18 protein-coding genes and 1 other RNA gene are annotated in these 18,721 nt (G+C 69.3%); 2 read left to right on the top strand and 17 right to left on the bottom strand.

Translation table 11 applies throughout. From position 1 onward, the window contains the following. The 4 genes from murB to ftsW are packed head-to-tail and all read right to left on the bottom strand — an operon-like array spanning position 1 to position 4,606. Positions 1 to 909, bottom strand: coding sequence for a UDP-N-acetylmuramate dehydrogenase (gene murB, locus AC1Q87_RS21950; RefSeq protein ID WP_492610956.1), 909 nt, complete (start codon positions 907 to 909; stop codon positions 1 to 3). Beyond that, on the bottom strand, positions 906 to 2,318 hold the full coding sequence (gene murC / locus AC1Q87_RS21945) for a UDP-N-acetylmuramate--L-alanine ligase (RefSeq protein WP_492610955.1): 1,413 nt from the start codon (positions 2,316 to 2,318) through the stop codon (positions 906 to 908). The genes murB and murC overlap by 4 nt, the downstream gene beginning before the upstream one ends. Continuing rightward, entirely contained in the window at positions 2,315 to 3,412 is a 1,098-nt protein-coding gene (murG, locus tag AC1Q87_RS21940) for an undecaprenyldiphospho-muramoylpentapeptide beta-N-acetylglucosaminyltransferase (RefSeq protein WP_492610954.1), read from the bottom strand. The genes murC and murG overlap by 4 nt, the downstream gene beginning before the upstream one ends. A 9-nt stretch (positions 3,413 to 3,421) precedes the next feature. Beyond that, positions 3,422 to 4,606, bottom strand: a complete 1,185-nt coding sequence (ftsW, locus tag AC1Q87_RS21935; protein ID WP_293403094.1) for a putative lipid II flippase FtsW — start codon at positions 4,604 to 4,606, stop codon at positions 3,422 to 3,424. A 150-nt stretch (positions 4,607 to 4,756) separates the two neighbouring features. Here ftsW and AC1Q87_RS21930 point away from each other — a divergent pair, with 150 nt between their 5' ends. After that, positions 4,757 to 5,590 (top strand): class I SAM-dependent methyltransferase, encoded by an 834-nt coding sequence (locus AC1Q87_RS21930; protein ID WP_492610953.1) that lies wholly within the window; start codon positions 4,757 to 4,759, stop codon positions 5,588 to 5,590. Here the strand turns inward: AC1Q87_RS21930 and murD are convergent. From murD to rnpB, 9 genes are all read right to left on the bottom strand, one after another. Next, complete coding sequence (murD, locus tag AC1Q87_RS21925; RefSeq protein WP_492610952.1) at positions 5,587 to 7,002, bottom strand: UDP-N-acetylmuramoyl-L-alanine--D-glutamate ligase; 1,416 nt, start codon at positions 7,000 to 7,002, stop codon at positions 5,587 to 5,589. The genes AC1Q87_RS21930 and murD overlap by 4 nt on opposite strands. An 18-nt stretch (positions 7,003 to 7,020) precedes the next feature. Continuing rightward, positions 7,021 to 8,130, bottom strand: a complete 1,110-nt coding sequence (gene mraY, locus AC1Q87_RS21920; RefSeq protein WP_492610951.1) for a phospho-N-acetylmuramoyl-pentapeptide-transferase — start codon at positions 8,128 to 8,130, stop codon at positions 7,021 to 7,023. Beyond that, complete coding sequence (locus AC1Q87_RS21915; RefSeq protein ID WP_492610950.1) at positions 8,130 to 9,527, bottom strand: UDP-N-acetylmuramoyl-tripeptide--D-alanyl-D-alanine ligase; 1,398 nt, start codon at positions 9,525 to 9,527, stop codon at positions 8,130 to 8,132. The genes mraY and AC1Q87_RS21915 overlap by 1 nt, the downstream gene beginning before the upstream one ends. Then, positions 9,520 to 10,974 (bottom strand): UDP-N-acetylmuramoyl-L-alanyl-D-glutamate--2,6-diaminopimelate ligase, encoded by a 1,455-nt coding sequence (locus tag AC1Q87_RS21910; protein WP_492610949.1) that lies wholly within the window; start codon positions 10,972 to 10,974, stop codon positions 9,520 to 9,522. Before AC1Q87_RS21910 ends, AC1Q87_RS21915 begins: the two co-directional genes overlap by 8 nt. Beyond that, entirely contained in the window at positions 10,974 to 12,728 is a 1,755-nt protein-coding gene (locus tag AC1Q87_RS21905; protein WP_492610948.1) for a peptidoglycan D,D-transpeptidase FtsI family protein, read from the bottom strand. Before AC1Q87_RS21905 ends, AC1Q87_RS21910 begins: the two co-directional genes overlap by 1 nt. Then, positions 12,725 to 13,048 carry a cell division protein FtsL gene (ftsL, locus tag AC1Q87_RS21900; RefSeq protein WP_492610947.1) on the bottom strand — a complete coding sequence of 108 codons (324 nt, stop codon included), beginning with the start codon at positions 13,046 to 13,048 and terminating at the stop codon, positions 12,725 to 12,727. The genes AC1Q87_RS21905 and ftsL overlap by 4 nt, the downstream gene beginning before the upstream one ends. Then, on the bottom strand, positions 13,045 to 13,974 hold the full coding sequence (rsmH, locus tag AC1Q87_RS21895; protein WP_492610946.1) for a 16S rRNA (cytosine(1402)-N(4))-methyltransferase RsmH: 930 nt from the start codon (positions 13,972 to 13,974) through the stop codon (positions 13,045 to 13,047). Before rsmH ends, ftsL begins: the two co-directional genes overlap by 4 nt. Then, positions 13,975 to 14,439: a division/cell wall cluster transcriptional repressor MraZ gene (locus tag AC1Q87_RS21890; RefSeq protein WP_183769392.1), complete on the bottom strand. Its 465-nt coding sequence runs from the start codon at positions 14,437 to 14,439 to the stop codon at positions 13,975 to 13,977. 284 nt (positions 14,440 to 14,723) lie between these two features. Continuing rightward, positions 14,724 to 15,104: RNase P RNA component class A (rnpB, locus tag AC1Q87_RS21885), an RNA gene on the bottom strand. Between the two features lie 238 nt (positions 15,105 to 15,342). Between rnpB and AC1Q87_RS21880 the strand changes: the two genes are divergently transcribed. Continuing rightward, positions 15,343 to 15,576, top strand: coding sequence for a hypothetical protein (locus tag AC1Q87_RS21880; protein ID WP_492610945.1), 234 nt, complete (start codon positions 15,343 to 15,345; stop codon positions 15,574 to 15,576). Between the two features lie 125 nt (positions 15,577 to 15,701). Here AC1Q87_RS21880 and AC1Q87_RS21875 read toward each other — a convergent pair whose 3' ends face one another. The 4 genes from AC1Q87_RS21875 to AC1Q87_RS21860 form a co-directional block, all read right to left on the bottom strand. Further along, positions 15,702 to 16,469, bottom strand: coding sequence for an SDR family oxidoreductase (locus AC1Q87_RS21875; protein ID WP_492610944.1), 768 nt, complete (start codon positions 16,467 to 16,469; stop codon positions 15,702 to 15,704). A gap of 87 nt (positions 16,470 to 16,556) precedes the next feature. After that, entirely contained in the window at positions 16,557 to 17,072 is a 516-nt protein-coding gene (locus AC1Q87_RS21870; protein WP_492610943.1) for a GNAT family N-acetyltransferase, read from the bottom strand. After that, entirely contained in the window at positions 17,069 to 17,794 is a 726-nt protein-coding gene (locus AC1Q87_RS21865) for an N-acetylmuramoyl-L-alanine amidase (protein ID WP_492610942.1), read from the bottom strand. Before AC1Q87_RS21865 ends, AC1Q87_RS21870 begins: the two co-directional genes overlap by 4 nt. After that, the gene (locus AC1Q87_RS21860; protein WP_492610941.1) at positions 17,791 to 18,684 is read right to left on the bottom strand and encodes a DMT family transporter; all 894 of its coding nucleotides are present in this window, start codon (positions 18,682 to 18,684) and stop codon (positions 17,791 to 17,793) included. Before AC1Q87_RS21860 ends, AC1Q87_RS21865 begins: the two co-directional genes overlap by 4 nt. Positions 18,685 to 18,721 lie beyond the last annotated feature (37 nt).

The following is an 18,721-nucleotide window of genomic DNA, read 5'->3' as shown; positions in this document are numbered from 1 at the left end:
TTAGGCCGGGCGGCCGATCCGCTTGATTTCCCACTCCAGCTCGACGCCGGTCTTGGCCTTTACGTCGGCGCGGACGGCCTCGCCCAGCCCCTCGAGGTCGGCCGCGGTGGCCTCGCCGGTGTTGATCATGAAGTTCGAGTGCAGCGGCGAGAACATCGCCCCGCCGAACGGTTTGCCGCGCCAACCGGCCTCGTCGACCAGCTTCCAGGACGAGTGTCCGGGCGGGTTCTTGAAGGTCGAGCCGCCGGTCTTCTCGCGGATCGGCTGCGTCGTCTCACGCCGGGCGGTGATCTCGGCCATGCGCGCCTCGACCGCGGCCGGCTCGTCCGGGCGGCCCTGGAACACCGCCTGCATCCAGATCACCTCGCCCGGCGGCACGGTGCTGTGGCGATAGGTGTAGCCGAAGTCCTCGAGCGAATAGCTGACGATCTCGCCGCTGCGGTCGAAGCCCCAGGCCGAGACCAGGACGTCCTTGGTCTCGCTGCCGTAGCAACCCGCGTTCATGGTCAGGGCGCCGCCGATCGTGCCGGGGATGCCCGCGTAGAACTCCAGGCCCGCCAGGCCGGCCTTGGCCGCCGCCTTGGCGACCATGGCGTCCAGCGCGCCGGCGTCGGCGATGACCCAGCCCTCTTCCTCGTCGATGGTGATCTCGGCGAACGCCTTGCCCGCCAGGCGGATCGCTACCCCCTCGACGCCGCCGTCGCGGACAATGACGTTGGAGCCGACGCCCAGCACCGTCACCGGAACCTCCGCGGGCAGCGCCGCCAGGAAGTCGCTCAGATCGGACTCGTCGGCCGGCAGGAACAGCACTTCGGCCGCACCGCCGACGCGAAACCAGGTGAACGGGCCAAGCGGCTCGTCCCGCAGCAGGCGGCCGCGGACCTCGGGCAGGTTGTCTCGCCAGCTCATCCGTTCAACGCCTCAAGCTGCCCGGGCAACGCGTGCGCCCAGACCGTAATGTCGCCGGCGCCCAGGCAGACCACCAAGTCGCCGGACTTGGCCTCCTCGTGCACGATCCGCGCGAGTTCAGCAGGGCTTTCCAGCGCCAGCGCCCGGCGATGACCGAAGCGGCGCAGGCCCTCGACCAGGCCGTCGCGATCTGCGCCGGCGATCGGGCTCTCGCCGGCGGTGTAGACGTCGGCGACGATCACGGTGTCGGCGTCGTTGAAGCAGCCGCAGAACTCGTCGAACAGGTCATGCAGGCGCGTATAGCGGTGCGGCTGGACGACGGCGACGACGCGGCCCTCGGTGACGGCGCGCGCGGCCTTCAGAACCGAAGCGATCTCGACCGGGTGGTGGCCGTAGTCGTCGATGATGCGCACGCCGCCCGCCACGCCCGTGGTGGTGAACCGTCGCTTCACCCCGCCGAACCCGGCCAGGCCCTTGCGGATGTCATCGTCCGACACGCCCAGTTCGCGCGCGACCGCGATCGCCGCGGCGGCGTTGAGCACGTTGTGCTGACCGGCCATCGGCAGGTGCAGGTTTTCCAGCCGGGTGACCGGCCCGTCCTGCGGGGCGAACACTGCATCGAAGCGCGAGCCGTCCGGGCCCATACTGATCTTCTCGGCCCGCACCTCGGCCTGCGGGTTGGTCCCATAGGCGATGACCCGGCGGTTCTGCACCCGCGCGGCCATGGCCTGGACTTCCGGATGATCTGTGCAGACCGCCGCGAAGCCGTAGAACGGCACGTTCTCGACGAAGTCCTGGAAGGCCTTCTTCACGGCTTCGAAGTCGCCGTAGTGGTCGAGGTGCTCGGGATCGATATTGGTGACGATGGCGCAGGTCGACTTCAGCTTCAGGAAGGTGCCGTCGCTCTCGTCGGCCTCGACCACCATCCAGTCGCCCTCGCCCACCTTGGCGTTGGTGCCGTAGGCGTTGATGATCCCGCCGTTGATCACCGTTGGGTCCAGCCCGCCGGCGTCCAGCAGCGCGGCGACCATCGAGGTGGTGGTTGTCTTGCCGTGCGTCCCGCCGACCGAGACCGAATATTGCAGACGGGTCAGTTCGGCGAGCATCTCGCCGCGGTGGACCAGCGGCAGGCGCCGCTCGCGGGCGGCGACCATCTCGGGATTGTCGGCCTTGATCGCGGTCGAATAGACGATCGCCGACGCGCCTTCGACATTGGCTCCGCCCTGGCCGATGAACACCTTGGCGCCCAGCTTCTCCAGCCGTTCGGTGTTGGCGCTGGCCTTGGCGTCGGAGCCCTGCACCGTGTAGCCGATGCGCAGCATGATCTCGGCGATGCCGCTCATGCCGATGCCGCCGATGCCGATGAAGTGCACGGGGCCGAGGGCGAAGGGGACGGGGCGCTTGTTCATTTTTGGACGGCGGTTCTCTCGACCAGGTCGGCCAGGCGTTCGGCCGCGTCGGGCTTGGCGATGGAGCGAGCGCCGGCGGCCATGCGCGCCAGGCGGTCCGGATTGGTCAGCAGCTTCTGCAGGGCGCCCGCCATCGTATCGACGGTGAGCTGGCTCTCCCGCGCGACTTCCGCGCCGCCGGCTTCGGCCATGACCCGGGCGTTCTGGCCCTGGTCGTCGTCCAGGGCTATGGCCAGCGGCACCAGGATCGCCGGCTTTCCGGCCACGGCGAACTCGCAGACCGTGCCCGCGCCTGAACGGCCGATCACCAGGTGGGCGTCGCGCAGGCGGGTGGCCATGTCGCGGAAGAACGGCGCGATCTCGGCCCGGACCATGGCGTCGGCGTAGATCCGCCGGGCGTTGTCCATCGACTCCTTGCGGGTCTGCTGCTGGACGTCGAGGCGATGGCGCAAATCCTCGGGCAGCTTCTTGATCGCTTCCGGCATCAGCTCGGAGAGCAGCCGCGCCCCCTGGCTGCCGCCGGTGATGAGGATGCGGATCGGGCCGTCGGCGGTCGGCGGCGTATAGGGATGGTCGGCCAGGGCCCGTATGTCGGGCCGGATCGGATTGCCGACGACGACCGCGTTCTCGGCGACGCGGCCGGGCGCCTTCTGCAGCACCGGGAACGCGCAAGCCACCGCGCGGACATGCCCAGCCAGCCGGCGGTTGGCGCGGCCCATCACCGCGTTCTGTTCGTGCAGCAGGGTCGGCCGGCCCTGGGTGATGCCGGCCAGCAGGCCCGGCACCGACGGATAGCCGCCAAAGCCGACGACCACGGCGGGATCGATGCGGGTGAACGCGTTGCGCGCTTGCATGACGCCGCGCACGATCGCGACGCCGGCCTGGGCCATGCCGACCACGTCGCCGCGCTGGAAGGTGCGGGCCGACAGCCCGATGCGCTCCTCGGCCGGGAAGCTCTCGGCGAAGGCGGCGGCGCGCTCGTCCGAAGCCAGCACGATGCGCCATCCACGGGCGATCAGCGCCTCGGCCAGGGCCTGTGCGGGAAAGAGATGCCCTCCGGTTCCACCGGCGGCGACGACAGCGATCTTGCGCATCACGAGCCTTTAGGCGAACGCGCCGGCCTTGGCGAGGCCCTCGCCCTGGGAATAGGCGCCCGGTCGACGGCGAGTCAGCGCAAGCGCCATGCCGAAGGTCAGACAGATCGCCCACATCGACGAGCCGCCGTACGAAATGAACGGAAGGGTCATGCCCTTGGTCGGGATCATGTTCAGGTTCACCGCCACATTGATGAAGGCCTGCTGCCCGACCAGGACGAATAGTCCCGCCGCAGCGACCTGCTCGAAGGGATCGGTCAGCTTCATGGCGCGATAGAGGCCGCGGGTGACGATGAAGCCCAAAAGTATGATCAGCAGCAGCGAGAAGATCAGGCCGTACTCCTCGGCGCCGACCGAATAGATGAAGTCGGTGTGCAGGTCAGGCACGTGACGCTTCATGACGCCCTCGCCGGGGCCGCGGCCGAAGAAGCCGCCGGCGGCGATGGCCTCCGCGGCGCGGTCGACTTGGTGGGTGTCGGCCCGGTCAGGACTGAGGAAGCGGTCCACGCGGCTGGCCACGTGCGGGAACAGGAAATAGGTCGACGAGAGGCCTGTCACCGCCACGCCGCCGAGCAGCATGACCCAGGACAGCGGCACGCCGGCCATCCAGAACGCGGCTCCGAAGGCGATGGTGATCAGCACCGTCTGGCCGACGTCCGGCTGGATCAGCAGCAGACCCACCGACAGGAAATAGAGGCCGAAGGCGATCGAGACGCCTGGCACCCCCTGCCCCTTCTGGCCCTCCGAGAACATCCACGACACCAGCACGATCAGGGCCGGCTTCATGAATTCCGAGGGCTGCAGGGTGAAGCCGCCCAGCTGGACCCAGCGGGTCGCGCCCTTGGCCGTGTGGCCCAGGAACGGCAGGATGAGCATGATCGCGATGGCGACCAGATAGATGAAGAATGCGGCCCGCCGGATTCCCTTCGCATCCAGCATCGACACCCCGATCAGGATCGCCGCGCCGGTCACCGCGAACACGCACTGGCGCACCGCGAAGTGGAAGGGATCGCCGACGTTCATCCGCGCCGCCGCCGCCGGGCTGGCGGCGAAGGACATCATCACGCCGATGGCGATCAGGGCGGCGACCGCCCCCAGCATCCAGCGGTCCGTCGTCCACCACCAGATCCCGACCGACGAGCGGTCGCTCCGCGCAAACGCGTGGGCCTGCTGAGGGCGATGGATGTGGCTCATGGACGTCTCCGCGGGCGCAGCGGCCCGTATCCTCAGATGCCCGCGGCATGCTTAAAATATCTTAACCAAAGGGCCGTCTCACGGCCCTGCGACTTGAAATCTTTCGCGAGCACAGGCGACATCGCCGACCAGCTCGAGAAGGACGCCCCCATGCCCCAGGCCCCCGCCGCTCCGACCGACCAGGCCGCCTACTGGAACAAGACCGGCGGCCAGGCCTGGGTCGACTTGCAGAGCATGATGGACGACCTCAATCGGCCGATCGAAGAGGCGCTGGTCGAACGCGCCTTCCCGGGGGTCGGCAAGCAGGTTCTCGACATCGGTTGCGGCGCCGGCGCCACGACCCTGGCGATGGCGCGGCGGCTCGGCCCCGAGGGCCTCAGTCTAGGTGTGGACATCTCCGCCCCGCTGATCGAGATCGCCGCGGCCCAGGCGACGCCGGGCGCCCAGTTCGTCCAGGCCGACGCCCAGACCTACGACTTCGGCGGCGCGCAGTTCGACGCGGCCATGTCGCGGTTCGGGGTGATGTTCTTCAGCGACTTCGACGCGGCCTTCGCCAACATCCGCAGCGGCCTCAAGCCCGGCGCCGAACTGGTCTTTGCCTGCTGGCGCAGCCCGGCCGACAACCCGATGGCGATCATTCCCGGCCGCGCGGCCGCACCGTTCCTGCCGCCCTCGCCGCCGGCCGATCCGCTCGCGCCTGGCCGTTTCGCCTTCGCCGATCCTGAGCGCGTGCGCGGCATCCTGGCCCGCAGCGGCTGGAGCGACATCGACATCACTCGGCTCGATGCGCCGACGCCGATCTCGCTGAGCGACCTCATCACGCTCAGCCTGCGCATGGGCCCCGTCGCCGCGGCCCTGCGCGAAGCCGACGAGGCGATCCGGAGCAAGGTGCGCGAGGCGGTGGAAACGGCGCTGGATGCAGAAGCCGTCGACGGCGTCGTGCCGATGGTCGCGGGCTGCTGGCTGGCGAGCGCGCGGGCCTAGGCGCGCGCGCCCTTGGCGACCGGGTGGTCCAAGCCCTGCACCGCCTGGCGGAACGCCTCGCCACGCGCTTCGAAATCGGCAAACTGGTCGAACGAAGCGCAGGCCGGCGAAAGCAGCACCACCGCGTCCTGGCCCGAGGCCGAAGCATCGGCGTAGGCCGCGGCGACCGCCGCCCGCAGCGTCCCGCAGCGGGCGAGCTTGGCCTTGCCTTCTAGCGTCGCGGCGAACGCCTCCTCGGCCTCGCCGATCAGATAGGCCTTCTCGATCCTCGGGAAGAGATCGCCCAAGCTGTCGATGCCGCCGGCCTTCGGAACGCCCCCGGCGATCCAGTAGAACTTCGGATAGCTCGACATCGCCTGGCGGGCCGCGTCGGCGTTGGTCGCCTTGCTGTCGTTGACAAACCGCACCTTGCCGACGGCGCCGACCGTCTCCATCCGGTGCGCCAGCCCCGGGAAGCTCATCAGGCCGTCGGCGGCCTCCTGCGAGGTCAGGCCCAGCCCGCGCACCGCGGCGTAGGCGGCCGCGGCGTTCTGCCAGTTGTGGCGCCCGGGCAGCGAGCGGGCGCGCAGCAGATCGGCGACTTCGACCGCCCGTTCGCCGGTGGCGTCGTAGAGCAGGCCCTGCAGCGCATAGACCCCGCGGCCCATGGCCTTGGAGGCCGAGATCGGCACGATGGTGCGGCGGTTGGCGGCGGTGATCTCGGTGCAGATCCGCTGGCCCCACGGGTCGTCCACGCCGATGACGGCGGTGTCGCCCTTGCCCTGGTTCAGCAGGATACGGCGCTTGGCCGCCACATACCCTTCCATTCCGCCGTGGCGGTCGAGGTGGTCGGGCGAGACGTTGAGCAGCAGCGCCACGTCGGGCTTCAGGCTCGAGGTCAGGTCCAGCTGGTACGAACTCAGCTCCAGCACGTAGACCGCCCCGCCGTGCATGTCCTCCAGGCCCAGCACGCCCTGGCCGATATTGCCGCCGACCCGCACGTCGCGGCCGGCGGACGCGCAGATGTGGCCGATCAGGGCGGTGGTGGTCGACTTGCCGTTGGTGCCGGTAATGGCGACGATCTTCGGGCGCTTGTGCTCAGGCGCGGCGTTCACGGTGCGGGCGAACAGCTCGATGTCGCCGAGGATCTCGACGCCGGCGGCCTTGGCCTTCTCGACCGTCCAGTGCGGCTTGGGATGGGTCAGCGGCACGCCCGGCGACAGCATCAGGGCCGCGAACTGCGACCAGTCGGCGGTCGAGAGATCCAGCAGGTCCAGGCCCTCGGCCTGCGCCGTCGCGCGGCTCTCCGGCTTCTCGTCCCAGACCACGACCTTGGCGCCGCCAAGCACGAGGGCGCGCGCGGCCGTCAGCCCTGTGCGGGCGAGGCCGAACACGGCGACCGTCCTGCCTTCGAAGCCGCGGACCGGGATCATGAGACTGCCTGTCCTCCCCTACCGCAGCTTCAGGGTCGCAAGGCCCAGCAGGGCGAGCATCACCGCGATGATCCAGAAACGGATCACGACCGTGCTCTCCGACCAGCCGAGCTTTTCGAAGTGGTGGTGGATCGGGGCCATGCGGAACACCCGCTTGCCGGTCAGCTTGAACGAAGCCACCTGGATCATCACCGACAGGGTCTCCATCACGAAGAGACCGCCGATGATGCCGAGCACGATCTCGTGCTTGGTAGCCACGGCCACCGCGCCGATCCCGCCGCCCAGGGCCAGCGAACCGGTGTCGCCCATGAAGATCTTGGCCGGCGGGGCGTTGTACCAGAGGAAGCCGAGGCCGGCGCCGATCATCGCCCCGCAATAGATCGCGATCTCGCCAACGCCAGGCACGAAGTGCAGCTTCAGGTACTGGGCGAAGACGTAATTGCCGACGAGGTAAGCGATGAAGCCGAACGCCGCCGCCGCGATCATCACCGGCACCGTGGCCAGGCCGTCCAGGCCGTCGGTGAAGTTCACGGCGTTGGCCGCGCCGACGATGATGAACGCCCCGAACGCGAGGTAGAACCAGCCCAGCGGCATCAACAGCTGCTTGAAGATCGGGAACGCGACCGAGGTCGCCAGTTCCGGCGTCTCGGGCGGGCTGGTGCCGAAGATCACCATCAGGGCCACGGCTGCAAGCGCGATGGCCGCCTCCATGAGCAGGCGGATCTTTCCCGACACCCCGGCCGTCGATTGCTTGGTGACCTTGGCGTAGTCGTCGGTGAAGCCGAGCACGCCGTAGCCAGCGGTGACCAGGATCACCGCCCAGACATAGACGTTGCTGAGATCCGACCACAGCAGCGTGCCAACCAGCAGGCCGGCCAGGATCATCACCCCGCCCATGGTCGGCGTGCCGGCCTTCTCGACCACGTGACGCTCAATGCCGTCGGCGCGGATCGGCTGGCCCTTGCCCTGCTTGGCCTGCATCCAGCGGATGAACCGCGAGCCCATGGCCACGACCACCAGCTGGGCCGTGAACAGCGCCATGCCAGTCCGGAAGGTCTGATATTTCAACAGGTTCAGGAACGGCACATAGCCGTCCGCAGCGAGCTGTTGATACAGCCAGTAGAGCATCAGCCCGTCTCCCCCGAACGCACGTCGAGCGCGCCCAGCGCAGCTGCGACCGCGCCCGCCCTCGAGCCGTTGGACCCCTTCACCATCACCAGATCGCCCGGCGCCACGGCCGCGCTGATCAGCGGCGCCAGCTCCGCCGCACTCTCGGCGTAACCGCCGCGACGAGTCGGCGGAAGGGCGTCCCATAGGGATTTCATCAGTGGCCCGGCGGCGAACACCAGGTCCACCTTGGCCGCATCCAGCGGCTCGGCCAGACCGGCATGGAAGGCGGGCGCTTCGGCGCCCAGCTCCAGCATGTCAGTAAGCGCGACGATGCGGCGCCCCCCGGTCTTGCGCGCGCCCAGGCTGGCGAAGGCCGCGCCCATAGAGATCGGGTTGGCGTTGTAGCTCTCGTCGATGAGCGTGAAGACGCCGCCGGCGAGCTTGATGGCCCGTTCCGCGCCGCGGCCGGCCAGCGGCTCGAAGGCGCCGAGCGCCGCCAGGCTGTCGTCCAGGCCGACGTCCAGGGCTTCCAGCATCAGCAACACGGCCATGCTGTTGGGGCCCCAGTGGAAACCGGTCTGCAGGATCGGGAAGTCCAGCGCCTTGCCGTGCAGCCGCGCCTTGATCACCGCGCGGCCCGGCTCAGGCGCGAAATCGACCAGTTGAGCGTCGCATTCCTTCGCCGTCCCGAAGCTGCGCACCGTGGCGCCGGCCTTGTGGGCCTCCTCGGCCAGCAGCTCGAACCACTTGTTATCGGCGTTGAGCACCGCCACGCCGCCCGGCTCGATGCCGGCGAAGATCTCGGCCTTGGCCCGCGCCACGCCGACCTCGCCGTCCGGGAAGTTCTCGACGTGCACCGGACCGACCGTGGTGATCGCCACCGCATGCGGGCGCACGAAGCGCGACAGCGGCGTGATCTCGTCGGCGTGGTTCATGCCGATCTCGAAGATCGCGCGCTCGGTGTCGCGCGGCATCCGCGCCAGGGTCAGCGGCACGCCGATGTGGTTGTTGTAGCTCTTCACCGACGAGTGCGCGCGGCCGGCGCGCTCGAGCCCGGCGCGGATCGCCTGGGTGACGCTGGTCTTGCCGACCGAGCCGGTGACCGCGCCGCGGCGGACCTGCGGCGCGCGCTCGCGCGAGGCTTCTCCCAATTGTTCCAAGGCCTTGAGCGTGTCGGCGACGACGACGCTGGAACCGTCGACGCTCTTCGACGCCAGGCTCGCGGCCGCGCCGGCGGCCAGGGCCTGCGGCACGAACTCGTTCCCGTCGCGCGCACCGGCCAGGGCGACGAACAGGTCGCCGGTCTCGATGCTGCGGGTGTCGATCGAGACGCCATCGACCGCAAAGGCCGGCCCGGCGAGCCGACCGCCAGTCGCCGCGGCGATTTCTTCGGACGTCCAGAGCGGCTTAGACATGCCCAGCCTCCAGCGCCGCGGCCACTTCGGCCACGTCGTCAAAGGGATGAACGGTCGAACCGACGGTTTGGCCCTGCTCGTGCCCCTTGCCGGCGACGACAAGGACGTCGCCAGGCCCCATCAGCGCCACGCCGGCGCGGATCGCCTCGCGACGGTCGCCGACTTCGCGCGAGCCCGGGGCGCCGGCCAGGATCTCGGCGCGGATCGCGGCCGGGACTTCCGAACGCGGATTGTCGTCGGTGACGATGGCGATGTCGGCGTGCTGCGCGGCGGCCAGGCCCATGAGCGGGCGCTTGGCGCGATCGCGGTCGCCGCCGGCCCCGAACACGACGATCAGCTTGCCTTCCACGTGCGGGCGCAGCGACTTCAGCACGGTCTCCAATCCGTCCGGCGTGTGGGCGTAGTCGACATAGGCCTCGCCGCCCTTGGCGCCGGCGCCCACGCGCTGCAGGCGGCCGGGCGCGCCTTCCAGGGTCGCGAGCGCCGCGATCACCCCGTCGACCGGCTCGCCCGCGGCGATGCACAGTCCCGCGGCGACCAGGGCGTTGGAGGCCTGGAACGCGCCGGCCAGGGGCAGCACCACTTCATAGGTCTTGCCCTTGGCCTCGATCTTCAGAGCCTGACCGTCAGGCGTCGGGGTGTGACCGACCAGCTTCAGCCCCTGCCCGGCCTCGCCGACCGACAGCACCGATTGGCCCGCCCCGACCGCCGCGGCGGCGAACGCGCCATAGGCGTCGGAGTCAGCGTTGAGCACGGCGGTTCCGCCCCGCGGCAGCAGCGTCTCGAACAGGCGCAGCTTGGCGTCGCGATAGGCTTCCATGGTGTGGTGATAGTCGAGGTGATCCTGGGTCAAGTTCAGGAACCCGGCCGCGGTCAGCTCCACGCCGTCCAACCGGCGCTGATCTATGCCGTGCGAAGAGGCTTCCATCGCCAAGCGGGTCACGCCCTTGGCGACCAGCACCGACATCAGTTCGGCGACGTCGGCCGCGTCCGGCGTGGTCAGGCCGGCGGGGGTGATCTGCTCGTCGAGGTCCGCCCCGGTCGCGCGGACGCCGAGGGTGCCCATGCTGGCGGCCCGATGGCCGAGGCGGTTGAAGATCTGGCGGCAGAACCCGGCGACCGAAGTCTTGCCGTTGGTGCCGGTGACGGCGACGACCACGGGGGGCTGCACGCCCCAGAACGCGCGCGCGGCCAGGGCGTAGACCCGGCGCGGATCAGGGGTGACGATCACCGGAACGCCAAGCTCCGGGATGTCCTCGGCCGATATGACGGCCACGGCGCCGGCTTCGACCGCCTTGGCGGCGAACGCCTTGCCGTCGACTTTCGAACCCGGCAGCGCGGCGAACAGGAAGCCCAGCTTCACCTTGCGGCTGTCGGCGGTGACGCCGGTCACCTCCGGATCCGTCGCAAAGGCCTGGTGGACCAGTTGGGAAAGCGACTTGCCCATCAGTGGCCGTCCGAGATCGGTCCGGCGGCGATCGAGCCCTCGCCCACCACCTTGATCAGGTCGGGCTGGCGCTGGACGCCCAGGAACGGGGCGATGCGGTCGATGACGCGGCCGGCGGCCGGCGCGGCGACCCAGCCGCCGGTCGAATAGCCGTAGGTCTTGGCCGTGCCGTGCGGCTCGTCCATCAGGATCAGCACGAAGTAGCGATCTTCCTGCACCGTTCCGGCGGTGGGGAACACGGCCGCAAACGACGACACCTGGCGCTGGGTCGAGTAGCCACGGATGGCCGGATCGTACTTCTCGCCGGTCCCGGTCTTGCCGCCGACGCTCAGCCCCGGAGCGTTCGCCGACTTGCCGCTGCCGCCGATGACGTTGGCGCGCATGATCTGCAGCATCTGAATCGAGGTCTGTTCGGACAGCACGCGCTGTCCCTGCGGCTTCTGGCCCGGCTCGAGCTTCTTGATGGTCAGGGGCACCAGATAGCCGCCGTTCAGCAGCGCGCCCATGGCGCTTGAGACGGCCAGCGGACTGACGTTCATGCCGTGACCGAACGAGGTCGAGGCGACCGCATCCATATCCCACTTGCGCGGGGTCAGCGGCCGCGCCGACTCCATCAGCTCGACGCGCGCCGGCTTGGTCAGGCCAAGGGCGCTGAAGTACTTGCTGAGACGTTCGGCCCCGACGCTCTCGGCCAGCTTCGCAGTACCGATGTTGGACGAGTGCTGGAACACTTCCACCAGCGTCAGGATCTTCCGCGCAGCGTGGTAGTCCTTGATGGTCCGATAGCCGAGTTGGTACGGCACGCGCGCATCGAACGTGGACGATGGGTTGGCCACCCCGGTGTCCAGGCCGATCGCCACGGTGAACGCCTTGAAGGTCGAGCCCATCTCGTAGATCGAAGCGGCCGCGCGGTTCAGCTTGGCGTTGTCGTCGGCCTTGGCGACCTGGTTCGGGTCGAAGGTCGGATAGCTGGCCATCCCCAGGATTTCGCCCGTATGGACGTTGGTGACGATGCCCACCGCGCCGCGCGGCTGGAACTCGGCCGCGGCCTTGTAGAGCTCGTCCTCCAGCGCCGCCTGGACGCGCAGGTCGATCGACAGCGCCACCGCCGTCTTCGACGCCGCATTGCCGCGGATGGTGTCGTTCAGCGCGCGCTCGGCGCCGGCCAGGCCGACCCCGCCGGTGTCGGCGAACCCGACCAGGTGGGCGGCGGTCGTCCCCAGCGGATAGACCCGGCGCTCTTCCGGCTCGAAGGTCACGCCCGGCAGGCCCAGGGCGTGGATGCGGGCGCGCACTTCCGGCGTCAGGCCGGCGGCTACGAAGCCGCGGCGCTCGCCGCTGAGCACCTTCTCCAGGCGCTGACGGTTCAGGTTCGGCAGGGCCGAGCGCAGCGCACGGCGGGTCTCGTCGGCATCCCAGATCTCGCGCGGATCGACATAGACGCCGTAGTGCAGGAGGTCGGCGGCCAGCATGGCGCCGTTGCGGTCGACCAGGTCGGCGCGCGAGGCGCCCACCGGTGCGGCGTAGCCGCCGCTGCGGCCGGCGTCCGAGAACAGCGCCGCGCGCGTCGCGCCGATCGCCAGCAGCAGGAAGGCCGTCGCGAACAGCGCCAGCACGAAGAAGATGCGGATGCGCGTGTCGTCTTCGGCCTTGCCGGCGGCCTTGGCGCGCTCGAAGGCGTGCTCCAGTCCCCAGACCTTGGCCTTGAGCCAGCGCCAGCCCGGCGCTTCGAACGATGGATGAGCAAGGCTCACGGCGTTGGCTTCCCGAGGGCGACTTCGCCCAGTTTATCGATGGTGGTCTCGTGCTTGGCCCCGACCGGCCCCATGCCCAGATGGGCGGTCGACAGCGCCTCGATGCGCGAGGGCTGCTCCAGATGGGCGACCTCGGCCTGCAGCAGGCGGATGCGCGCCTTCTCGGCGTCGATCTGCTTTTCGACCGAGGCGATTTCCGCGCGCTCGCGCCCGGCCATGGTCTTGGCCAGGTAGACCGACAGGATGACGGCGATCAGAACCCCCAGCGCGACCACGTCGACCAGCCGAAAGCCCCGAATCTTGCGGGTAAGGAGACTCATTCCGCCTCCTTCCATACCGGAGCGGAGGTGCGAACCCCCACCCTCAACTTGGCCGATCTCGCGCGCGGATTGGTCGCGGTCTCGGCGTCGCCGGGGGCGCGGGCGCCGTTGAACAGCAGCTGGAAGCTCGGCGGCGCGCCGGCCTCGACCGGCGGCGCGTGCCGCGAGCCGCCCGGGGTCTTGCCCGCACGCTCGGTGAAGAAGGCCTTGGCGATGCGGTCTTCCAGCGAATGGAAGGTGACCACGGCCAGCCGGCCGCCCGGCTTCAGGGCCGTCTCGGCCGCGACCAGGCCAGCCTCGAGCTCCGACAGCTCCTCGTTGACCGCGATGCGCAGCCCCTGGAACGAGCGGGTGGCCGGATGCACCTTGGCCCCGCGGCGTCCGCCCAGGGCGCGCTCGATCACCTCGGCCAGATCCAGCGTACGAGTGAACGGCTGCTCGGCCCGGCGGCGAACGATGAAAGATGCGACGCGGCGCGACTGCCGCTCCTCGCCATAGACGTAGAAGATGCGCGCCAGCTCGGCTTGCTCGGCGGTGTTGACGATGTCGGCGGCGGTGGGCCCATCGGCGCCCATGCGCATGTCCAGCGGACCGTCGCGCATGAACGAGAAGCCGCGCTCGGCCTGGTCGAGCTGCATCGACGAGACGCCGAGGTCCAGCGCCACGCCGTCGGCGACGCCCTCGCCCAGCTCGTCGGCCATCTGCGAGAACCGACCGTCGACCAGCCGGAAGCGCTCGCCCAGCCCTTCGGCGAACTTGCGCGCGCTGGGGTCGCGGTCGAAGGCGACGACGTCGGCGCCGGTCGCCAGGAAGGCGCGGCTGTAGCCGCCGGCGCCGAAGGTGCCGTCGACGATCAGCTTGCCGCTGGCCGGCTCCAGGGCGGCGATCACTTCATCCAGCAGGACCGAGGTATGGGGCGCGCTCAACTAAGCCGCTCCCAGCTTGGCGGCGCGCTGCTGGGCGCGCAGTTCGGCCAGGCCCGCACGGGCCAGTTCGCGCTGGGCGGCGCGATGCGCCTGGAACGCCTCGCGCTCCCAGATCTGGAAGCGGTCGCCCAGACCGACCAGCACGACCCAGTCGGTCAGGCCGAACTGGTCGCACAGCTGTTCAGGCAGGGTGATGCGCCCGGCGGTGTCGAAGCTCATCTTCGCCTGCCCGCCCAGCACCGACAGCTCGATCGCCGAGCGCACAGGGTCGCCGAACGGCATCTCGTCCATCAGCGCGATGTAGCGGTCGAACAGCGCCCGGCCGCCGCCCTCGATGCAGTCGGCCTCGATCGAGGGGAAGCAGACGATGCCGTCGAAGGGGCCCGAGACCAGCGCGCGGAATTCCTGCGGCACGACGATGCGCCGCTTGGCGTCCACCTGTTTCTCGAAGGTCGAGAGAAACATCTCGCCGCGCCCCAGATCGCGGCTCCGAGCGAGCCGCCAACTTCACCCCGTTTCGGACCCGCGGAGCCCCAGCTCCGACGCGCCGCTGATCCTCAACGGATGCTGATTGGGTTAACATGGGATCAATTGGGAGACAATGACTCCAGAGCTCAATTTCGGGGAATCTCAAAGAAGTTACGGTCACGCCTCATGCATCCACAGGCGATATCAACAGAACATACAGCGAACTTGTTAAGTATAGCGGCGCCGTCTGTGGACAGCGGTGGATAAGCGGGAGGGAAGTACGGACCAGACGGCCTGTAAGCCGGGTTCTGTGCCGCCCGCGAACGGGCGCGACGATCATTCCTCTGGACCGTCCATTGCTGGACGGTTCTCGCGACCTACCCGGACGCCTCAGGCCTATGACGGCCCTACCCCTTGCGGGGCGCGGAATCCCTATTCGGTCTTGCTCCTGGCGGGGCTTGCCATGCCGTCCCTGTCACCAGGTCCGCGGTGGGCTCTTACCCCACCCTTTCACCCTTACCCCGGTCGAAACCGGGGCGGTCTGCTCTCTGTGGCGCTATCCCTGGGGTCGCCCCCGGCGGGCGTTACCCGCCGCCATGTCATAGTGGAGCCCGGACTTTCCTCGACTGCCCAAAGGCAGCCGCGATCGCCCGGCCGTCTGGTCCGCGCGCTAAGTGGGCCGCCCCGCGCCCGCGGTCAAGCACCGCCTCCATCCCAATTCGTCCCATTGGGAGCGGACTTGCGGACGACGGCGCAGACGCCTAGCGTCTTGGCGAACGTCCGACAGAGGATTCCTACGTGTGTGCTGTGATCGATTGAGGCCGTGAGACCGCTGGGCTGAGCCCTGCCCTCCCCGCCGCGCCTGCAAGGCGCGAGCGCCTCATCTCGATTGGACACATCATGCCGAAATTCCACGACCCGCGCGCGCCTGCGCGCCATCCCGAAACCGACTCCGCGCCGCTGACGCCGGCCGAACGCGCCCGCGCGATCATCGAGCAACAGCTGGCCAAGAAGCAGCAGACCAGCGGCCCGCCGGGCGCGAACGGCGGCAAGGCCGGCGGGGTGCACAAGCCAGGCAAGGGCGGCTGGTCGCCCGCCCCGATCCGCCCTGGCGGCAGAGGGCGGAGAGGATAATTCCCGCAACTCGTCATGGCCGGGCCGGTAGGTTCCGGCCATCCATATGCCCAGACCAGCCAGACGAGGCTCGCGTCTATGGATCCCCGGCGCGCTGACGCGGCCGGGGATGACGAACGAGGAGGTTAGAACTCGGCCGAACCGCCGTCGCACGGCACGACAGCGCCGGTGGTGTAGGCGCTGGCGCGGCTGGCCAGGAAGATCGCCACGCCGGCGATGTCTTCCGGCGTGCCGATACGGCCGCGCGGGTTCGACTTGGCGATGGCGTCGCCGGCCCGGGCCAGCGTCGCGGCCATCATGTGGCTCTGGAAGGGGCCGGGCGCGATGGCGTTGACCAGGATATGCTCGGGGGCCAGGCGCTTGGCCAGGTGGCGGGTCAGCATGATGCAGCCGGCCTTCGAGGTCGAATAAGCGTAGGTCTCCAGCGCCGGCGGCTCGATGCCGTTGACCGAGGCGATGTTGATCACCCGGCTCGGGTTCTCATGCGTGGCTGCCGCACGCAGCTGCGGCAGCAGTTTCTGGGTCAGGAAGAAGATCGACTTCACGTTCAGGTCGACGGTCTTGTCCCAGCCGTCCTCCGGATACTCGTCGATCGGCGCACCCCAGGTGGCGCCGGCGTTGTTGACCAGGATGTCGAGCTTGTCTTCGCGCTCGGCCAGGGCGGCGGCCAGGCCGGTGATGCCGTCCATGTTCGACAGGTCGAAGGGCAGCGAGATGCAGGTCCCGTACTTCGAGAGCTCTTCGGCCAGCCCGTCGCAGACATTGGCCTTGCGCGAGGAGATGTAGACCTTGGCGCCGTTCTCGACATAGCCGCGGGCGATCATCTCGCCGATGCCGCGGCTGCCGCCGGTGACCAGGGCGACCTTGCCCTCAACGCTGAACAGATTGCGCATCGAATACGTCCCTCAATTTCGAAATAAAGGTATGGCGAAAGGCGGAAAACTCGTGGCGAGCACTGCTGACGGGCGGCGCGGCCGCCGTCAAGCCGGCGTCAGCAAGAGCCCCATGGCGATATCGTCCTCCAGCCGGCCGTCCGGCATGCGCACGCGCTGGACGAAGCGCCCTTCGATCACGAAGCCGAGTTGCTCGTAGAGGCGGATGGCGTCGATATTGCCCTCGCGCGCCATGAGCTCGATGCGGGTGACGGTCGGCGACAGCGCCCTGGCCGCCGCGAACAACGCCGCGAACAGCGCGCGCCCGACGCCCCTGCCCTGCCAGGCCGGATCGACCGCGACGGTCAGGTCCGACAGCACGTGGGAGAACTGGTCCGGTCCGATGCGCGAGGCATGGATCTCGCCGGCCAGCCGCCCGTCGATCCAGGCGCCCAGGGTCACGCCGCCGGCCCGCGCCTTGGCCAGGAAGCCCTCGACGTAGGCGATGTCCATCTCGTCCGGTCGCCGCGCCAAACCGCCCGAACCGCCGGCGGCGGCGCGATAGAGCGCCAGCACCTGCGCGGCGTCGTCTGCCGTCGTGGCCTGGATGGCCGGCGCGCTCACGCGCCCGCCGCCGCCCGCAGCAGGCCGATCAGCCGCGCGCGGGTCATGCCGTCGGCCACGCCGTCGACCTTCTCCGGCCGCCAGTGGCGCTGAAAGGCGCGCACGATGGTGGCGGTGTCGGCGTCGTACTTGCCCGATGGCGCGCTGTCGTAGCCGAGCCGGGTCAGCCCGGCCTGCAGGGCGAACACCCCGGCGCTCTCCTCGCCCTCGGACAGCGGCGCGCCCGGCGCGGCGTCAGGCTCGACCCACAGGCCGTGGCCGGCCTGCGCCAGGGTCTTCCAGGGAAACAGCTCGCCCGGATCGTCCTTCCGGGCCGGGGCGACGTCGGAATGGCCGATGATGCGGCCGTCCTCGACCTGCCAGCGGCTGCGGATGTCGCTCAGCAGCTCGATCAGCGCGTCGATCTGGGCCTTCGGAAACGGGCGATATCCCCACTCATGGCCGGGATTGACGATCTCGATGCCGATCGAACGGCCGTTGATGTCGGTCTCGCCCTTCCAGGACGAGACGCCGGCGTGCCAGGCGCGGCGCTCTTCCGGCACCAGCCGGAACACGCGCCCGTCCTCCTCGACGAGATAGTGCGACGAGACCTTGGACTCCTCGTTGCACAGCCAGGCCAGAGCCTCCTCGCCGGTCTTCATGCCGGTGTAGTGCAGGACGATGATGTCCGGCGGGACCTTGCGCTCGTTGAAATTCGGCGAGACGGCTTCAATGAAGTTCATCGGGCCCGTCCCCGCAGGTTGAGCAGCAGCAGCATGATCTGATTGGGCCTCATGGCGATGATCAGCACGCCCGCCAGCGCCACCGCGGCGCCGAAGGCCATGCGGGCGTCGAACGGGTCGTGGGTGATGACGACTCCGAGGCCGATGGTGGCCAGCGGCGTCATCAGGGTCAACGGCGAGATCAGGTTCGCCTCGTAGCGCTGGATCAGCCAGTAGTAGGCCGTGTGGCCGAACACCGAGACCACCAGGGCCGAGAAGATCACCGCGGCCCAGAAGCGCCAGCCGATCGCCAGTCCGGTCTCTACGCCGCCTGGCTCGAAGATCAGCGACATCGGGATCAGCACGGCGGCCGAGGCCACTCCGACCCAGGCCTGGAATTGCAGCGGCTTCACACCTTCCATCTGCTTCATCAGCACCGAGCCGAGCGAGCCCAGCACGACCGAGACCAACACGAACGCCAGGCCGCCGGTCAGGGTGAAGCCGTGCGGATCCCACATCACCGCCAGGGCCCCTATCAAGGTCAGGCTGATGCCCGCCAGGCGACGCCGGTTCAACCGCTCGCCGAGCAGCATGAAGGACAGGAAGGTGGTCGTCGGCACCATCAGCTGGCTGACGATCGCCGCCGACGACGGGCTGGCGGTCTTCAGCGCGATGAACATGAAGGCGAACGAGCCCGCCCCCATGCAGACCGCGATCAGCAGCAAGCGCCACAGCGGACGTGGCGGATTTCGCAGCCAGGGGAACACCGCCGCCGCCACGATGATGAAGCGGACCGCCGCATAGAACAGCGGCGGGGCGTGCAGATAGGCCACGACGTACTTCGAGACAATGTTGTTGGTCGCCCACAGCAGACAGACGAAGACCAGGAGGGCGAAGTCGCGAAGGGCCATGACCTGGCGGTTAGGCGCGGTTGGACCGCGTTTGGCA

This window comes from Phenylobacterium sp. GW823-FHT02A09, assembly GCF_058797775.1.
This window is presented reverse-complemented; position numbering and strand designations above follow the sequence as displayed.

Coding starts and splice junctions, on each gene's coding strand:
- murB (WP_492610956.1), bottom strand. CDS start 909: ATGAGCTGGCGAGACAACCTGCCCGAGGTCCGCGGCCGCCTGCTGCGG.
- murC (WP_492610955.1), bottom strand. CDS start 2,318: ATGAACAAGCGCCCCGTCCCCTTCGCCCTCGGCCCCGTGCACTTCATC.
- murG (WP_492610954.1), bottom strand. CDS start 3,412: ATGCGCAAGATCGCTGTCGTCGCCGCCGGTGGAACCGGAGGGCATCTC.
- ftsW (WP_293403094.1), bottom strand. CDS start 4,606: ATGAGCCACATCCATCGCCCTCAGCAGGCCCACGCGTTTGCGCGGAGC.
- AC1Q87_RS21930 (WP_492610953.1), top strand. CDS start 4,757: ATGCCCCAGGCCCCCGCCGCTCCGACCGACCAGGCCGCCTACTGGAAC.
- murD (WP_492610952.1), bottom strand. CDS start 7,002: ATGATCCCGGTCCGCGGCTTCGAAGGCAGGACGGTCGCCGTGTTCGGC.
- mraY (WP_492610951.1), bottom strand. CDS start 8,130: ATGCTCTACTGGCTGTATCAACAGCTCGCTGCGGACGGCTATGTGCCG.
- AC1Q87_RS21915 (WP_492610950.1), bottom strand. CDS start 9,527: ATGTCTAAGCCGCTCTGGACGTCCGAAGAAATCGCCGCGGCGACTGGC.
- AC1Q87_RS21910 (WP_492610949.1), bottom strand. CDS start 10,974: ATGGGCAAGTCGCTTTCCCAACTGGTCCACCAGGCCTTTGCGACGGAT.
- ftsL (WP_492610947.1), bottom strand. CDS start 13,048: ATGAGTCTCCTTACCCGCAAGATTCGGGGCTTTCGGCTGGTCGACGTG.
- AC1Q87_RS21890 (WP_183769392.1), bottom strand. CDS start 14,439: ATGTTTCTCTCGACCTTCGAGAAACAGGTGGACGCCAAGCGGCGCATC.
- AC1Q87_RS21880 (WP_492610945.1), top strand. CDS start 15,343: ATGCCGAAATTCCACGACCCGCGCGCGCCTGCGCGCCATCCCGAAACC.
- AC1Q87_RS21875 (WP_492610944.1), bottom strand. CDS start 16,469: ATGCGCAATCTGTTCAGCGTTGAGGGCAAGGTCGCCCTGGTCACCGGC.
- AC1Q87_RS21865 (WP_492610942.1), bottom strand. CDS start 17,794: ATGAACTTCATTGAAGCCGTCTCGCCGAATTTCAACGAGCGCAAGGTC.
- AC1Q87_RS21860 (WP_492610941.1), bottom strand. CDS start 18,684: ATGGCCCTTCGCGACTTCGCCCTCCTGGTCTTCGTCTGTCTGCTGTGG.